The sequence below is a fragment of the Aeromonas sp. MaB10011B genome (genome assembly GCF_017939325.1).
GTDB lineage: Bacteria > Pseudomonadota > Gammaproteobacteria > Enterobacterales > Aeromonadaceae > Aeromonas > Aeromonas caviae.
In genome coordinates, this window is sequence record NZ_JAGKRK010000021.1 from 26,156 (window position 1) to 40,481 (window position 14,326).

At 59.2% G+C, this 14,326-nt stretch carries 14 protein-coding genes and 2 pseudogenes; 13 read left to right on the top strand and 3 right to left on the bottom strand.

The features are described 5' to 3' along the window. Positions 1 to 3: 3 nt before the first annotated feature. Both J9893_RS08180 and mpl read right to left on the bottom strand, forming a co-directional pair. Entirely contained in the window at positions 4 to 615 is a 612-nt protein-coding gene (locus J9893_RS08180) for a flavin prenyltransferase UbiX (RefSeq protein ID WP_042864976.1), read from the bottom strand. Next, entirely contained in the window at positions 612 to 1,982 is a 1,371-nt protein-coding gene (gene mpl, locus J9893_RS08185; protein ID WP_210600810.1) for a UDP-N-acetylmuramate:L-alanyl-gamma-D-glutamyl-meso-diaminopimelate ligase, read from the bottom strand. Before mpl ends, J9893_RS08180 begins: the two co-directional genes overlap by 4 nt. Positions 1,983 to 2,215: 233 nt before the next feature. On the opposite strand from mpl, the gene ppa reads away from it, so the two are divergent. Further along, positions 2,216 to 2,746 (top strand): inorganic diphosphatase, encoded by a 531-nt coding sequence (ppa, locus tag J9893_RS08190; protein WP_005335667.1) that lies wholly within the window; start codon positions 2,216 to 2,218, stop codon positions 2,744 to 2,746. A gap of 25 nt (positions 2,747 to 2,771) precedes the next feature. Here the strand turns inward: ppa and J9893_RS08195 are convergent, their stop codons facing one another. Beyond that, on the bottom strand, positions 2,772 to 3,122 hold the full coding sequence (locus J9893_RS08195) for a hypothetical protein (RefSeq protein ID WP_010675583.1): 351 nt from the start codon (positions 3,120 to 3,122) through the stop codon (positions 2,772 to 2,774). Between the two features lie 123 nt (positions 3,123 to 3,245). Here J9893_RS08195 and J9893_RS08200 point away from each other — a divergent pair, with 123 nt between their 5' ends. From J9893_RS08200 to J9893_RS08255, 12 genes and pseudogenes are all read left to right on the top strand, one after another. Further along, a complete protein-coding gene (locus J9893_RS08200; protein WP_210600809.1) occupies positions 3,246 to 4,124 on the top strand; it encodes a hypothetical protein in 879 nt (292 codons plus the stop codon). A gap of 204 nt (positions 4,125 to 4,328) precedes the next feature. Next, positions 4,329 to 4,871 (top strand): YtfJ family protein, encoded by a 543-nt coding sequence (locus J9893_RS08205; protein ID WP_010675585.1) that lies wholly within the window; start codon positions 4,329 to 4,331, stop codon positions 4,869 to 4,871. A 43-nt stretch (positions 4,872 to 4,914) separates the two neighbouring features. Then, entirely contained in the window at positions 4,915 to 5,205 is a 291-nt protein-coding gene (locus J9893_RS08210) for a hypothetical protein (protein WP_109112833.1), read from the top strand. A gap of 36 nt (positions 5,206 to 5,241) precedes the next feature. Beyond that, entirely contained in the window at positions 5,242 to 5,832 is a 591-nt protein-coding gene (locus J9893_RS08215; RefSeq protein WP_109112832.1) for a DUF2796 domain-containing protein, read from the top strand. Positions 5,833 to 5,836: 4 nt separating this feature from the next. Then, a complete protein-coding gene (locus tag J9893_RS08220) occupies positions 5,837 to 6,523 on the top strand; it encodes an ABC transporter ATP-binding protein (RefSeq protein WP_201957025.1) in 687 nt (228 codons plus the stop codon). 58 nt (positions 6,524 to 6,581) lie between these two features. Then, positions 6,582 to 7,829 carry an ABC transporter permease gene (locus J9893_RS08225; protein ID WP_201922676.1) on the top strand — a complete coding sequence of 416 codons (1,248 nt, stop codon included), beginning with the start codon at positions 6,582 to 6,584 and terminating at the stop codon, positions 7,827 to 7,829. 31 nt (positions 7,830 to 7,860) lie between these two features. Continuing rightward, entirely contained in the window at positions 7,861 to 8,337 is a 477-nt protein-coding gene (locus tag J9893_RS08230; RefSeq protein WP_109422197.1) for a DUF3299 domain-containing protein, read from the top strand. A 121-nt stretch (positions 8,338 to 8,458) separates the two neighbouring features. Then, complete coding sequence (locus J9893_RS08235) at positions 8,459 to 9,307, top strand: TIGR03899 family protein (RefSeq protein ID WP_210600808.1); 849 nt, start codon at positions 8,459 to 8,461, stop codon at positions 9,305 to 9,307. Between the two features lie 237 nt (positions 9,308 to 9,544). Next, positions 9,545 to 11,174 (top strand): annotated as a pseudogene (locus tag J9893_RS08240) (PAS domain-containing methyl-accepting chemotaxis protein). A 954-nt stretch (positions 11,175 to 12,128) separates the two neighbouring features. Continuing rightward, positions 12,129 to 12,476, top strand: a complete 348-nt coding sequence (locus J9893_RS08245) for a hypothetical protein (RefSeq protein WP_210600807.1) — start codon at positions 12,129 to 12,131, stop codon at positions 12,474 to 12,476. 145 nt (positions 12,477 to 12,621) lie between these two features. Continuing rightward, on the top strand, positions 12,622 to 13,596 hold the full coding sequence (locus tag J9893_RS08250; RefSeq protein ID WP_210600806.1) for a prolyl oligopeptidase family serine peptidase: 975 nt from the start codon (positions 12,622 to 12,624) through the stop codon (positions 13,594 to 13,596). A 234-nt stretch (positions 13,597 to 13,830) separates the two neighbouring features. Further along, positions 13,831 to 14,326, top strand: a pseudogene (locus J9893_RS08255) (ATP-binding protein); the annotation flags it as partial.

The window sequence follows — 14,326 nt, forward strand, 5'->3', positions numbered from 1 at the left end:
GTATCAGTGGTTTGCATAACCCCAGCGACTGGTCAACTCATGCTCGACACCCAGATGATCGAGGATGCGGGCGACCATGAAGTCCACCAGATCCTCGATGCTTTTGGGTTCATGGTAGAACCCTGGCGCCGCCGGCATGATGGTCACGCCAAGACGGGCAAGCTTGAGCATGTTCTCCAGATGGATCGCCGAGAAGGGGCTCTCCCGGGGCACCAGAATCAGCTGGCCCCGCTCCTTGATCACCACGTCCGCCGCCCGCTCTAGCAGGTTGTCCGAGGTGCCGTTGGCAATGGCCGAGACGGTGCCCATGGAGCAGGGGCAGACCACCATCTGTTTGGGGGCCGCCGAGCCGGAAGCCACCGGCGAGAACCACTCCTCCTTGCCGCAGGCGACGATCTGACCCTCTTTGGCACCATAATGGCGACAGAGGTACGCAGACAGCTCCCTGGGGGAGCCCGGCCAATCCTGCTGCTGCTCGGTCTTGAGCACAACCCTGGCCGCCGAGGAGGCGAGCAGGAAGACCCGATAGTCCGCCTGCACCAGGCATTCCAGCAGGCGCAGGGCATAGGGAGCGCCGGAGGCGCCGGTCAGCGCCAGGGTGATGGCCTTGTTCATGATGCGCTCTGCAGCTCCTTTAGGCGGGCGATCAGCTTGTCGTGAATGCCGCCGAAGCCGCCGTTGCTCATGATCAGAATATGATCCCCTGGGCGGCTCTCGGCCACCAGGGCGCCAATCAGGGCATCAAGGGCCTCGAATACCCGGGCAGGCCGGGTCATGTGGGCCGTCACCTCCCCCAGATCCCAGCCGATGTTGGGGGGCTGGAAGAAGAACACCTGGTCGGCACCGTCGAAGCAACCGGCCAGCTCCTCCTTGTGAACCCCGAGCTTCATGGTGTTGGAGCGGGGCTCCAGCACCGCCAGGATGCGGGCCTTGCCCACCTTGGCGCGCAGCCCGCCCAGGGTGGTCTCGATGGCGGTGGGGTGATGGGCAAAGTCGTCATAGACGCTGATGCCGGCCACTTCCCCTTTCAGCTCCATGCGCCGCTTGGGGGACTTGAACTGGCAGAGGGCGTTGATCCCGTGCTCCACCATGACACCGGCATGGCGGGCGGCGGCGATGGCCATCAGACCGTTGTTGACGTTGTGCTCGCCGATGCACTCCCAGTGCACCTCCCCCTGTTTTTCACCATCCAGCCACACCTCGAAGGCGGAGCCGTCATCGGCCAGCTTCACCGCCTTCCACTTGGCGTCGTCCTGGCCCACCAGCTCCACCTCGCTCCAGCAGCCCATCCCGCGCACGGCGGTAAGGTTGTCATCACCTTTGGGGAAGAGCACCCGGCCGTTGCTCGGCACGGTGCGCATCAGGTGGTGGAACTGACGCTGGATGGCGGCGAGATCCGGGAAGATGTCAGCGTGGTCGAACTCCAGGTTGTTCATCACCAGGGTGCGCGGGTGGTAGTGGACAAACTTGGATCGCTTGTCGAAGAAGGCGCAGTCATATTCGTCCGCTTCAATCACAAAGAAGGGAGCCGAGCCGAGACGGGCGGAAACCGGGAAGTTGCCCGGCACGCCGCCGATGAGGAAACCGGGTTCCAGCTTGGCATACTCCAGCACCCAGGCCAGCATGCTGGCGGTGGTGGTCTTGCCATGGGTGCCCGCGACGGCCAGCACCCAGCGATCCTTCAGCACGTGCTCCAGCAGCCACTGAGGGCCGGAGATATAGGGCAGATTGCGGTCCAGCACATATTCCACACAGGGGTTGCCACGGCTCATGGCATTGCCGATCACCACCAGATCCGGCGCCGGATCGAGCTGGGAGGGGTCGTAGCCTTCGGTCAGTTCGATGCCCTGTTGCTCGAGCTGGGTGCTCATGGGGGGATAGACGTTGGCGTCAGAGCCGGTCACCCGATAGCCAAGCTGTTTTGCCAACACCGCCAGACCACCCATGAAGGTGCCGCAGATCCCGAGAATGTGAATGTGCATACCGCTGCCTTTTCCAGTAAAGGGAGTGCGCATTCTAGGGTCTGTTGACCCGGTGGCACAAGCCGCGCCCATGGGGAGCGAAGGCATCGGTGCCCGCAGACGACAGAAATCGGGCAAGCGCGGGGAAAAGCCACCCTCCAACACACCACCCGGCCCTTGAAATATGGTCATTTGACGGGACATCGCTATAATGTCGGCCTGCAAACTTGACTCCAACACTCAAAGGAAACGTCATGAGCCTGAACCTGGTACCGGCCGGCAAGAGCCTGCCTGACGACATCTACGTCATCATCGAAATCCCGCAGAACGCCGACCCGATCAAATACGAAGTCGACAAGGACAGTGGCGCCATCTTCGTTGACCGTTTCATGTCCACCCCGATGTTCTACCCGTGCAACTACGGTTACGTGAACGCCACCCTGTCCCTAGACGGGGATCCGGTCGACGTGCTGGTTCCGACTCCCTACCCGCTGCTGGCCGGCTCCGTCATCCGCTGCCGCCCGGTCGGCGTGCTGAAGATGACCGACGAATCTGGCGAAGACGCCAAGATCGTGGCCGTACCCCACTCCAAGCTGACCAAGCAGTACGATCACATCCAGGATGTGAACGATCTGCCCGAGCTGCTGAAAGCTCAGATCCAGCACTTCTTCGAGCGCTACAAAGAGCTGGAAGCGGGCAAGTGGGTCAAGGTGGAAGGTTGGGGCGACAAGGCCGCTGCCGAAGCCGAGATCAAGACCTCTGCCGAGCGTTACGCTGCAAAATAAGCGTATTCCTCGCAAAAAAGGCGCCTTATGGCGCCTTTTTTATGGGTCGTTGCGGGGACGCTCCGGGGGGATCCCCCTGGATATAGAGGTCGCGCCCGTTTTGCCGATAGGGGCGGTAATAGTCATCACCGCAGCGATATTCCTGACCGGCACCTCCCACCAGATCGCAGTTGACCGGCAGCACCTCCAGCCACTTGATGGCCTGCTGGAAGCGCAGCCACTCCTGCCATTCATGCTCCCGGGCCAGCTGATCCCGCAGGGCGAAGGTATCCGCGCTGGACAATCCCTGATTGACGATGACCTGCCCCGCCAGCGCCGGCGTGGCCACCAATATCAGCAGAAACCGTGAAACAAGCTTCATGATGATTTCCCCCATGACTTATTTCCTGAATTAAATTTAAAGTCAGATCAGATAATTACCAATATATCTGTCACCAGACCAATCCAAATGCCGGTCACTCACCTAGTTGTTTATTATCAACCTAGGCGGAGGCGCACCATGAAACTGGCACAAGGCTTTCTGTGCAGTCTGCTCTTCGGCACCATGGTGCAGGCCAACGAGATCAACCTGAGCTGGCAGTGGCAATCTGCGGATGGTCAGCAAAAGCACCTGCAATTGACGGCGGATGAGCGCACCTTTTCAGCCAGCCGTCACGAGATGACACAGCTCGACACCGCCCTCAACTTCCCGCTGGAAACACTCTACTCCTACATCAGTCCGCGCCTCTACAACAGCATCAACCAGATCAACCAGCACAGCCCGGAGACGGCCACCAAGTTCCGCAACCTGGAACAGGCCTTTACCCTGCACGACAGCAGCCTCGAATCCGCCCAGTTCTGGCAGGCCTACCGGCAATATCAGGAGGACGCCTTCTACGAAATGCGGGTCCAGCCCTGCGTGCACCCGGCCAACCAGAAGCTGCCCTGTGTGCGCCCCAACTACTCCCAGCTGTTCTATCAGTTCAAGGGAGACCTCAAACCCCTGGCACAGCAGTTTTCGGCCAAGGATCTCGCCACCAGCGTCACCCTGCTGCAGGAGTGGCTGAGCGGCATCCCCACCCCGCCCGAGCAGATGGACCACTTCGCTCCGCCCTTGCAGGCCCTGCAGGACAACAAGGCCGACAGCGACGAGAAGGCGCTGCTCATGGCCAGTCTGCTGGCGGAGCTGGCGCCCCAGTACAGTCTCAGCATCATCTATCCGAACATCAGCATCGGCAGCGTCTCGCCGGCCTGGCTCGCCATCACGGCCGACAGCGGCCTTGAGGGAGACACCCTGGTGATCGGCAATCAGCGCCACGTGCTGCTCACCGGTTCTCCCCTGCTGGCCCAGCAGATGACCATGGCCCAGATTCCCTTGATCAGCGAACCGCTCTACTAGCCTCTTCTGACCATCACTTGCTTTTGATGGATGACATGCCATCCTTGCCGCCGTCATTGGGGGATGGCGCCCATGTTGACAAGATCACCGTCGCACCCTGCATTATTTAACACTTTTTAAACAGATCCGATCAGTTTAGGATGTTCAGGGTCCCATTCCCTCGACCCAAAAATCGTTATAACATCACAAAGGAGTGTCATCCGGATGAAACATCTCGTGCTTACTCTGGCGCTGCTGCCAACCCTGGTCATGGCCCACAACATCAAGGAATCAACCCAGGTGCCGCTGGTCAACATCAGCGACAAGGGGGAGCTGGTGCTCAAGGAGAAGGAGATCAGCTATCAGCCCTGGCAGAGCAAGGTCCTGACCGGCAAGGTCTTCCTGATCCAGCACATCGCGGGTCGCTCCAGCGCCAAGGAGCTCAATGCCCCCATGATCGAGGCGATCAAGGCGGCCAAGCTGCCCCACGACAAGTACCAGACCGTCACCATCATCAACAGCAATGACGCCATCTGGGGCACGTCCGGTTTCGTGAAGAGCAGTGCCGAGGACAGCAAGAAAGAGTTCCCCTGGTCCGCCATGGTGCTGGATGCCAAGGGGATGGCCCGCAACGCCTGGGCGCTCACCCCGGAAAGTTCGGCCATCATACTGCTGGATAAAGAGGGCAAGGTGCTGTTTGCCAAAGATGGCCAGCTCGATGCCGCCGAGATAACCAAGGTGATGGGGCTCATCCAGTCCCATCTCTGAATCAGAGAGAAGGGCGCTGATGGCGCCCTTTCCACAAGGGTCTATGGGTCGTTCCACACTGACAATCTGGGTGTTGCTGCTGGGCTGGTTGTGGATGCAACCGGCGCTGGCACAGCACCCTCTTGAAGCTGCCCTGCCCGATCACGGTCATGCCTGCACCTTCTGCGTCCTGCATCTGGATGGCAAGCTGGCACTGACGCCGACCCCCGTTCTCCCTTCCCTCTCCTTTGGCATCGACCGGTATATCGGCACTCCCCAACCGAGGGCGGCCACCGGCACCACGGGACATCGCCGTATCCGCGCCCCGCCGCCCCTTCATTGTTTCTTTTTTTGAACCAATCTTTTCTCTATTTATTCAAAAGGATTAACGATGAAAGCAGTCACCCTGTTGCTGGCCGCTGCCGCCTTCGGCGCCCAGGCCCATCACGACGAACACGAAAGCCACAGCCACGGTGCCCATGAGCACGGTCACGGCCACCTCAACCTGGTACTCGACGGCAACCAGCTGATGATCGAGTTGCAGGCCCCTGCCGCCGATCTGGTGGGCTTCGAGCATGCCGCCAACACCGATGAGGAGAAAGCGCAGTATGCCAAGGCGGTGGCCCGCCTCCAGCAGCCCGACGCCCTCTTCCGTTTCGACCCGGCCGCCGGCTGCAAGCTGACCCAGCAGGAGCTGCAGGCCGCCAAGGAAGATCATGACCATGAGCACGAGCACGAGCACGAGCACGAGCACGACAAGGCTGATGGCGCTCACGATGAACACCATCACGACGACGCGGGCCATGCGGACATGGGAGCCATGTACACCTACACCTGCGCTACCCCGGCCAAGCTCACCGGTCTCGAGGCCACCCTGTTCAGCCTCTACCCGAGCCTGGAGAAGCTGAGCGTGCAGGGCATACTGCCCACCGGCCAGACCGCCGCCGAACTGACTCCGTCCGCCAACAAACTGGGCTGGTAACACCATGAAACATGCCGTGGTTGAGATCCGTGATCTGGCCTTTGCCTGGCCGGGTCACGAAGCCGTCCTCGATCTGCCCGCCCTTCGCATCCACGAGGGTGAGCGCGTCTTCATCAAGGGCCCATCGGGTTGTGGCAAGTCCACCCTGCTTGGGTTGCTGGCCGGTATCCAGACCGCCAACCACGGCACCCTGGAAGTGCTGGGCCAGCCCCTGGCCCGGCTTTCCGGCCGCGCCCGTGACCAGTTCCGGGCGGCCAATCTGGGGTACATCTTCCAGCAGTTCAATCTGCTGCCGTTTCTCTCGGTGCAGGACAACGTCACCGCTGCCCTCACCTTTTCACCCGCCAAGCGGGCCCGCCTGACAGGGAGCCCCGAGCAGGAGGCGCGCCGCCTGCTGGCAGAACTGCAACTGCCGGATGAGGCGCTCCATCACCCCGTCCACGCCCTCAGCATCGGCCAGCAGCAGCGAGTCGCCGCCGCCCGCGCCCTGATAGGCTCCCCTCCTCTGGTGATAGCCGACGAGCCCACCTCGGCCCTGGACACCGACAACCGGGCCGCCTTCATCCGGCTGCTGTTCGAGGAGTGTGACAAGCAGGGATCTACCCTGGTCTTCGTCAGTCACGATCCCTATCTGGAGCCCCTCTTCCCCCGGGTGGAGAACCTGCAACAGCTCAACCGGAGGGCGGCATGACCACACGCCATCATTTCGTAGCCCGTCCGGCCATCTCCCCTTCACTGCGGAGGCTCTCATGCTGAAACTCGCCCTGCAAAGTCTCTGGGCCCGTCGCCTCACCGCCGGGCTCACCCTGCTGGCCGTCGCCATCAGCGTCACCCTGCTGCTCGGGGTGGAGCGGGTGCGCAGTCAGGCACGGGACAGCTTCGCCAACACCGTCTCGGGCACCGATCTCATCGTCGGCGCCCGCTCCGGTCAGGTGAACCTGCTGCTCTATTCGGTGTTTCGCATCGGCAACCCCACCAACAACGTGGGCTGGGACTCCTACCAGGCCATCAAGGCCAGGCCCGGTATCGCCTGGACCATCCCCCTCTCCCTTGGCGACTCCCACAAGGGGTTTCGCGTGCTCGGCACCAATGGGGACTACTTCACCCACCTGAAGTACGGCCAGCAGCAGGCGCTCGTCCTGCGCGAAGGCCGCCCCTTCGAAACACCGTTTGAAGCGGTGCTGGGTGCCCAGGTGGCCGAAAAGCTCGGCTATCACCTGGATCAATCCATCGTCATCGCCCATGGCGCCGGCAACACCTCGTTCAGCCAGCACGACAACATGCCGTTCAAGGTGGTGGGGATCCTGGCCCCCACCGGCACCCCCATCGATCGCACTATCCATGTGCCGCTGGCGGGCATAGAGGCGATCCATCTGGGCTGGGACACCGGTCGTCACAGCAAGAACGTGACCCCGGAACAGGCGATGGCGCTGGATCTCACCCCCAAGACCATCACCGCCTTCATGGTGGGGCTGAGCAACCGGATCCTGGCGTTCCAGTTGCAGCGCAGCGTCAACACCTATCCCAAAGAGCCCCTGATGGCCATCCTGCCGGGAGCCGCCCTGCAGGAGCTCTGGGGGCTGATGAGCGTGGCGGAGACCGCCCTGTCGGTGATCGCGGGCTTCGTGGTGGTGGCGGGCCTCATCGGCATGCTGACCACCCTGCTCGCCGGCCTCAACGAGCGGCGCCGCGAGCTCGCCATTCTGCGCTCCCTGGGGGCGGGCCCTGCCCACCTCTTCCTGCTGCTGGCGCTGGAGGCGATGGCGCTCACCACGGCGGGCATCGCCCTCGGGGTGGCCGCACTCTATCTCGGGCAGGGGCTTGCTAGCCCCTGGCTGCTCAGCCACTATGGCCTGCAAATGAGCCTGGGTCTGCCGAGCGCCTATGAGTGGCAACTGCTGGGCCTGGTCTGGCTGGCGGGCATGGTGATCGGGCTGCTGCCTGCCGCCCGCGCTTACCGCTACAGCCTGAGCGACGGCATGAGCATTCGCGTCTGACCCGACGCATCCGACCAAGAGAGAAGAACAGATGATGAAGTGGAAAATAGTGGCGCTGCTGACCAGCCTGCTGGTGCTGCCTGCCATGGCCGCAGATTACAAGACCATCGACTGGGATATCCTCATCCCGGAGGGGGAAAAACTGCTGCCACCGCCCCAGGTCAGCCATGATGGCGACTTCTCCTCGGTGCCGCAGCCGGTGGGGGGCGTCAACAAGAAGCTGGACAATCAGGAGGTGCGGATCCCCGGGTTCGTGGTGCCCCTGGAAGGGGATGCCAAGACCATCACCGCCTTCCTGCTGGTCCCCTACTTCGGCGCCTGCATTCACGTGCCGCCCCCGCCCACCAACCAGGTGATCTACGTGAGCTACCCCAAGGGGGCGCCGGTGGATGACCTCTGGGACGCCATCTGGGTCAAAGGCAAGATGCACACCGTCAGCTCCAGCCACGAGATGGCCACCGCCTCCTACTCCATGGACGCGGTCGAGGTCAGCGTCTACGAAGAGTGAGCCCCTGATGGCCTCCCCCGGGAGGCCATTTTTTTATCCCGTGACGACCCCGGCAAAGGGATTGTTCATGGATCTGGTTGGAGTAACATTCACTACCAGACCTTGCCATCACGGAGCCAGCATGGCTGACCTGCCCCCCAAGAAAGAGAGTTCCATCCTGAGCAGCCAGGAGCAGACCCTGCGCCTGGCCCGCAGCCGCGGCATCGATGGCATGCTCACCCGCAACAGCGACAGCACCTTCGAGCAGCGCGCCACCTTTCGCCATCTGGCGGATCAGGCTACCCGCCAGCGCAATCTGGAAGCCATCATGGTGATGGCCTCCCGTCATTGTGAAGAGACCGCCGCCGGCGGCGAGATAGACAGCGACTGGCTCACCCGCTTCCTGCAACTGGCCGAAGACATCAGCATGACCCCCATGCAGCAGTTGTGGGGCCGCATCTTCGCCCTGGAAGTGGCGACCCCGGGCCGCTTCTCCATCCGGGCCCTCAACACCCTCAAGGAGATGACCCAGCGCGAAGCCCAGCTGTTCCAGCGCATCTGCGCCCTCTCCTGCCACTACGAGGGCAGCGACGAACAGCGCCTGCTGCTGGGCATGCACAAGGGGGCCAGCCTGCTCAGTCGCGCCAAGGTCACCCGGATGGGGCTCGGCAAATACCGGGTACCCTACAGCGCCCTGCTGCTGCTGTGCGATCTCGGGCTGCTGCACCGTGGCGAGCTCGAATCCGGTCCCCTGCCCGCCGACGGGGTCGAGCTGGCCTTTGGCAACCAGCGCTGGCGTCTGCGCCAACGCCAGAGCAACCTCACCCTGCTCTATTACCGGCTCACCCCCATCGGCAACGAGCTTGCCCTGCTGCTGGACGAGCCCCCTTTGGAGGAGTACCTGCAGGATCTGAAGACCCTGCTCTCCACCCACCTGCTGATAGAGACCCAGATACCGACCCCGGTCAGCGAGCCGGATCTGCCCGCCTGAGGCTGGCGGAGGCCCCGGCCCCGCCTTGCCAAATTGCGAAACCCGCCCCGCCATTGCCAAAACGGCTCCCAAAAAGCGAATCCTGACGGCAGGGGCGGACGCGAGCCCGGGCCCTGTTCCCCCATCTACGGGCTTTGAGCACAAAAGAGACATATAGAACGCAATTTAAGCGTTTTTGGGCACTCTGGTGTACGAATTGCAACCAGACTCTCTTTCCTCTGTCAGGCAGGAAGTACCATGAGAGTCAATCAACCCGTTACCCAGCGTGAGCGCCTCTACCCGTCGCACCAGAACCTGATTTCCACCACGGATCTGGAGAGCCGCATCACCTATGCCAACGACGAGTTCTGCCAGATAGCCGGCTTCACCCTGGAGGAGCTGCAAGGGGCCCCTCACAACCTGGTCCGCCACCCCGACATGCCGCCCCAGGCGTTTGCCGACATGTGGCGCCATCTGCGGGAAGGCAAAAGCTGGATGGGCCCGCTCAAGAACCGCTGCAAGAACGGGGATCACTACTGGGTCAACGCCTTCGTCACCCCCATTCAGGACGCAAGCGGCAAGGTGGTGGAGTACCAGCCGGTGCGCACGGCGCCGGACGACGCGGTCAAGCAGCGTGCGGAGCGGGTCTATGACGAGATGCGCCGCGGCAAGACCCCCCGGGCCCTGCGCCTGCCCCCCCTGCTGCCACACCCTGGGGATCCACCTCTGCCTGATGGCGCTGCTGGCCAGTCTGGTCACCCTCGGCTATCAGCACGGCCCGGGCTGGCCTCTGCTCATCGGCGCCCTGCCCCTGGTGGTTGCGCTCGTCATCTGCCAGACCCTCTCCCGGCGCCTCGCCCGGCTGGAGACCCTGGCCCGCCACCGTTTCGACAACCCCTTGATGCAACTGCTGTATACCGGCCGGGTCGATCGTCTGGCTGCCGTCGAGCTCGCCATGAAGATGAACCAGGCCGAGTTCAATGCGGTGCTGGCCCGCACCCAGCAGACCTGCCAGCAGCTCGTGCAGGCGGCGCAGACGGATCTGAACAATGCCGAGTCCATCACCGGCAACCTGCAACAACAGCAGGCCCAGACCAACCAGGTCGCGACCGCCATCACCGAGATGACGGCGTCCATTCGCGAGGTCTCCCACAGCTCGAGCGCCTCCTCGGACAGCCTGGACAACACCGCCGTGCTGTTTCGGGAGGGCAATCGCAGCGTGCTCGATACCGTGGCGGCGGTGGAAGGGGTTCACGGCGAGCTGCTCACCTCCCGCGCCGTGATAGAGGCGCTGGCCAGCCAGTGCCGCGCCATCGACGGCATCCTGGACGTCATCAACAACATCGCCAACCAGACCAACCTGCTGGCCCTCAATGCGGCCATCGAAGCGGCCCGGGCAGGCGAGTCCGGTCGCGGCTTCTCGGTGGTGGCGGACGAAATCCGCACCCTGGCCATCAAGACCCAATCCTCCACCGGCGAGATCCAGCAGATGATAAGCCTCTTGCAGGCCAGCGCCGACGATGCCCAGCAGGCCATGGAGCAAGGGGAGCAGCTCTCCGCCAGTTGCCGCCTCAAGGCCGCCGCCACTGGCGATATCCTGCAACAGATAAGCGAACGCCTGTTGCAGGTGACCGCAGGCAGCAACCAGATAGCCCAGGCGGTGCAGGAGCAATCCCTGGTCACCCAGGACATCCACCACAGCGTGCTGGACATCAAGCGTCTGGCCGACGACTCCAGCCAGGGCAGCCGCCACGCCGTGCAGGGCATCATTGCCCTCGTGAAGCAGCTCGGGGATCTGGAGCGGCTGGTGCGCCAGTTCCAGCAGCATCCCGCCACCCGGCCAACCAGTGCCGCCCTGACCAGCGGCCAACCCCTGCTCGCCCGCTAAGCCTTCACGGAGGAAACCAGACCCAAAGACCGTGCGCTAACAATAAAAACGGGCCCCTGCCGTCACCGGCAGCGGGCCCCTCTTTTGAGTGGAGCATGGGCGTCTGAGCGGGTTTCAAATTCGAGTCCTCGACTGAACCCGCGGCTCTTTCGCCCCCTCCCAACCACCTGCTCGCCCGTGCCAGGCCACCCCTCTCGGCTGCACCGCATGGCACTCGGCAGGGCAATGACCTCGCTCACTCTCCCATCCATACACCGTGAATCGTGGGCCTTGAGCGGGAAAGCGGGAACGCGTTGCGCCTTGAGAGCCTTCTTATCCAACCTGACGCAGGCCCCGCTGTCCCCCCAATTTATTGATCTTGCCCGAGAAATCACCCGATCCCCCTTCCCTAACCAGCTCCGTTCGGTAACATGGCAATCGGGATCACCTCTTGTCGGAGTCAGCCATGAACCAGACCGGAGCCACAGGAAAAGTGCAGCAGGCTGGAGGCTGAAATTCAGGGGCGGTAGCGTGTTTTTTGCCGGTTGGTGCAGAGCGCAGCGGCGCCCAACAAACGAGCATGGTCACATGAACCAGAGTGGGATAAAGAGGGATGGGGTCGAACGGTAACTAAAAATAGGTGATGCAACCAAAGTCAGACTGGACTTCCAGCCACGTTGTATTGTTCCTGATGAGGTTGATGTCCCTCTCGGTTTTGGCGTTGAAATTCTATTTTCTGCTGCACACATGATCGATATTGAACGACCACCTCAAGAGTATATTGATTGGCAATGAGGTCAAAAGCCAGAGGGAACCTGGTCACGAAACGGATGCACAATCGATGGGTAAAAAGAAACTTTCATCGCTCGGTGTTTTCAGCCCCATTGACCTAAATGGTTATTTTTGTTGCCGCAGAGTTTAGCGGTTATATGTTATCAGCCCCTTGATGGGCATTACTATTCACAAGGACGTGTCATGAAAAAATCCTCTATTGGTGCTGTTTTTTTACTTAGTTCAAGTGCGCTAGCCAACCCATATAAAAGTGAATTTGTTGATGTGGCATTTCAAATACAAGAAGGAAAAAATACATTTCAACTGGTCTGTCAACCCAAGCTCACCATGGGGGAGCTGCCCAAAAAATGGGTTGATACGTGCAATCAGATTGGCAAGAAGTTTTTGGAGTTGGCTGTCGAAAGCGGAATAAAGGTCGACCCCATTGACAACGCGTTTGGTTTGGCTGGTGAACTTGCTCAAAAAATGTCGAGTGACTTGCCAGAGAATGTTGTCCCCACACAAATTATTAGCCGTGAATTTGGTGGTTAATCACTGATAACAGGGTGCGAGAACCAATAAAAGCCGGGCTGGGGCGGTTTTCACTACGCTTCCTCAGCCCTTTTTCCATTCAAGAGGAATGAAGGTTTCAGCACTTATTAACGTACTGCCTCTATCATGACTCTCAGGGAATAATATGCAAGTCCGCGCAATATCTTTACTCTTGCTCATTTTTTCCTGCTCGGTAAGCGCAACAGCGATCATGACTCGCACAGTTAGCAGAGATGATGGTTCGTTTATTTCCTATTATCTTGTCCAACATGCCCATGACACAGATACACTGCTGTTGATCCTGCAAGGCTCTGATTGCAATAGCGTGCTTAACATAGACTCCATACTCACCGAGTATAAAAATGTCTGGCCAGAAGCTGATGTGTTGCTAATCGAAAAGTACGGCATCAATCGCAAGTTAAAATACAGTACCGACCCGGCACGCAAGGACTGCCCTGCTCAATACTTTGAAAAGGACAATCCTGCGCAGCGAGTCGCGGATATCAACACTGTGCTCGATATCGTTCGAAAAGACGGGCAATACAAAAAGCTCATCCAATTGGGCGGCAGTGAAGGTGCCGTTATCGCCAACCTGGTGAGCGCAGATATTGACTCTATCGATGCCACCATCGCCTTTAATGGCGGTGGCCGCTGGTTTATCGATGACGTTTCACACAGCATCGAGGTAAAGCATAAAAACCCCGAAGCGGCGAGAAAAGAGGTCGATGACTTTAAAGAGTTTGCCGAGCATGTTCTTCACAGCAAACCCTTTGAGCTTGAGGTGAGCGGACATGGTTATCATTGGTGGCAGCAGATGCTCTCCCTCGATCAGCTTGATACCCTGCAAAACGTAAAATCTCCTTTGCTGATCGTTCAGGGAGGGAGAGACACGTCGGTATCACCGCAAAAAACAGATGAATTGTGGCAGCGCCTTAAAGACCTAGGGAAAAACAATATTGAATATCGGCGTTACGAAAAACTCGATCATGGATTGAAGGACAGTGACGGGAAAAACCTGCGTAAAGAGGTCGTTAGCGATATGAATATGTGGTTAAAGTCGAAGCTAGGGAAGGTGCGAATAAGTCATATGGCACGAGAGCATTTACTGGTAACCCATTGATATTAAATGACTAAAATTTTCATTTTTTGTTCTTGGGATACTTGTTCGCACTTTCCATAGCGAAAAGAATAATCCAAGCGAGTAAGTCACTATATCAGAGATAGTCGAATAAGATTATAATTTAAATTAATACTTCTATTTATTGAGCAGAGTTTCATGGAAGGCTAGATTGTCAAATCCGTACCGCTTTCCATCTAATTACCAGTATATTCACATACAAACCAAGAGTTATATATGATACGAGATACTTTAGACATCGGTGAAGTAAGAGCTAATAACCTAAAAAGTATAAATATACTACTAGGGAGAAATGGTGCCGGTAAAAGTAGGTTTCTTCGAGCAATAGACCAATACTTTATGGGAAACAGTGAGTTTAACGTGAGGTATATAAGCCCAGAGCGCGCAGGTGTTTTCAAGCGAGATGGAAACATTATGACCAACATGGAAAGTGATCCAAACTGGATTGGCTATGCGCGAAGAATGAATCAAGCTGCTAACTTTAAGGCAGCTTCTGCAAACCTACTTAGGGAGGTTGAAACAGCATATTTAAGAAAACTGCAGGACAACCCTGAAATAAGGCTTAATCAAACTAAGAACTTTCGCACAGAGCGATTAGACTCTATTAACAGATTACTTTCAAATCTGGAAATTTGCCAGGAGGGCTCGAACTTTGTATTTAGAAATATTAATGGTGAAGAAGTTCAGCCAGATCAAATCAGTAGCGGAGAGT

Bases quoted from the DNA above. Each gene is read 5' to 3' on its own strand.
- J9893_RS08180 (WP_042864976.1), bottom strand. From the start codon at position 615: ATGAACAAGGCCATCACCCTGGCGCTGACCGGCGCCTCCGGCGCTCCC.
- mpl (WP_210600810.1), bottom strand. From the start codon at position 1,982: ATGCACATTCACATTCTCGGGATCTGCGGCACCTTCATGGGTGGTCTG.
- ppa (WP_005335667.1), top strand. From the start codon at position 2,216: ATGAGCCTGAACCTGGTACCGGCCGGCAAGAGCCTGCCTGACGACATC.
- J9893_RS08195 (WP_010675583.1), bottom strand. From the start codon at position 3,122: ATGGGGGAAATCATCATGAAGCTTGTTTCACGGTTTCTGCTGATATTG.
- J9893_RS08200 (WP_210600809.1), top strand. From the start codon at position 3,246: ATGAAACTGGCACAAGGCTTTCTGTGCAGTCTGCTCTTCGGCACCATG.
- J9893_RS08205 (WP_010675585.1), top strand. From the start codon at position 4,329: ATGAAACATCTCGTGCTTACTCTGGCGCTGCTGCCAACCCTGGTCATG.
- J9893_RS08210 (WP_109112833.1), top strand. From the start codon at position 4,915: ATGGGTCGTTCCACACTGACAATCTGGGTGTTGCTGCTGGGCTGGTTG.
- J9893_RS08215 (WP_109112832.1), top strand. From the start codon at position 5,242: ATGAAAGCAGTCACCCTGTTGCTGGCCGCTGCCGCCTTCGGCGCCCAG.
- J9893_RS08220 (WP_201957025.1), top strand. From the start codon at position 5,837: ATGAAACATGCCGTGGTTGAGATCCGTGATCTGGCCTTTGCCTGGCCG.
- J9893_RS08225 (WP_201922676.1), top strand. From the start codon at position 6,582: ATGCTGAAACTCGCCCTGCAAAGTCTCTGGGCCCGTCGCCTCACCGCC.
- J9893_RS08230 (WP_109422197.1), top strand. From the start codon at position 7,861: ATGATGAAGTGGAAAATAGTGGCGCTGCTGACCAGCCTGCTGGTGCTG.
- J9893_RS08235 (WP_210600808.1), top strand. From the start codon at position 8,459: ATGGCTGACCTGCCCCCCAAGAAAGAGAGTTCCATCCTGAGCAGCCAG.
- J9893_RS08245 (WP_210600807.1), top strand. From the start codon at position 12,129: ATGAAAAAATCCTCTATTGGTGCTGTTTTTTTACTTAGTTCAAGTGCG.
- J9893_RS08250 (WP_210600806.1), top strand. From the start codon at position 12,622: ATGCAAGTCCGCGCAATATCTTTACTCTTGCTCATTTTTTCCTGCTCG.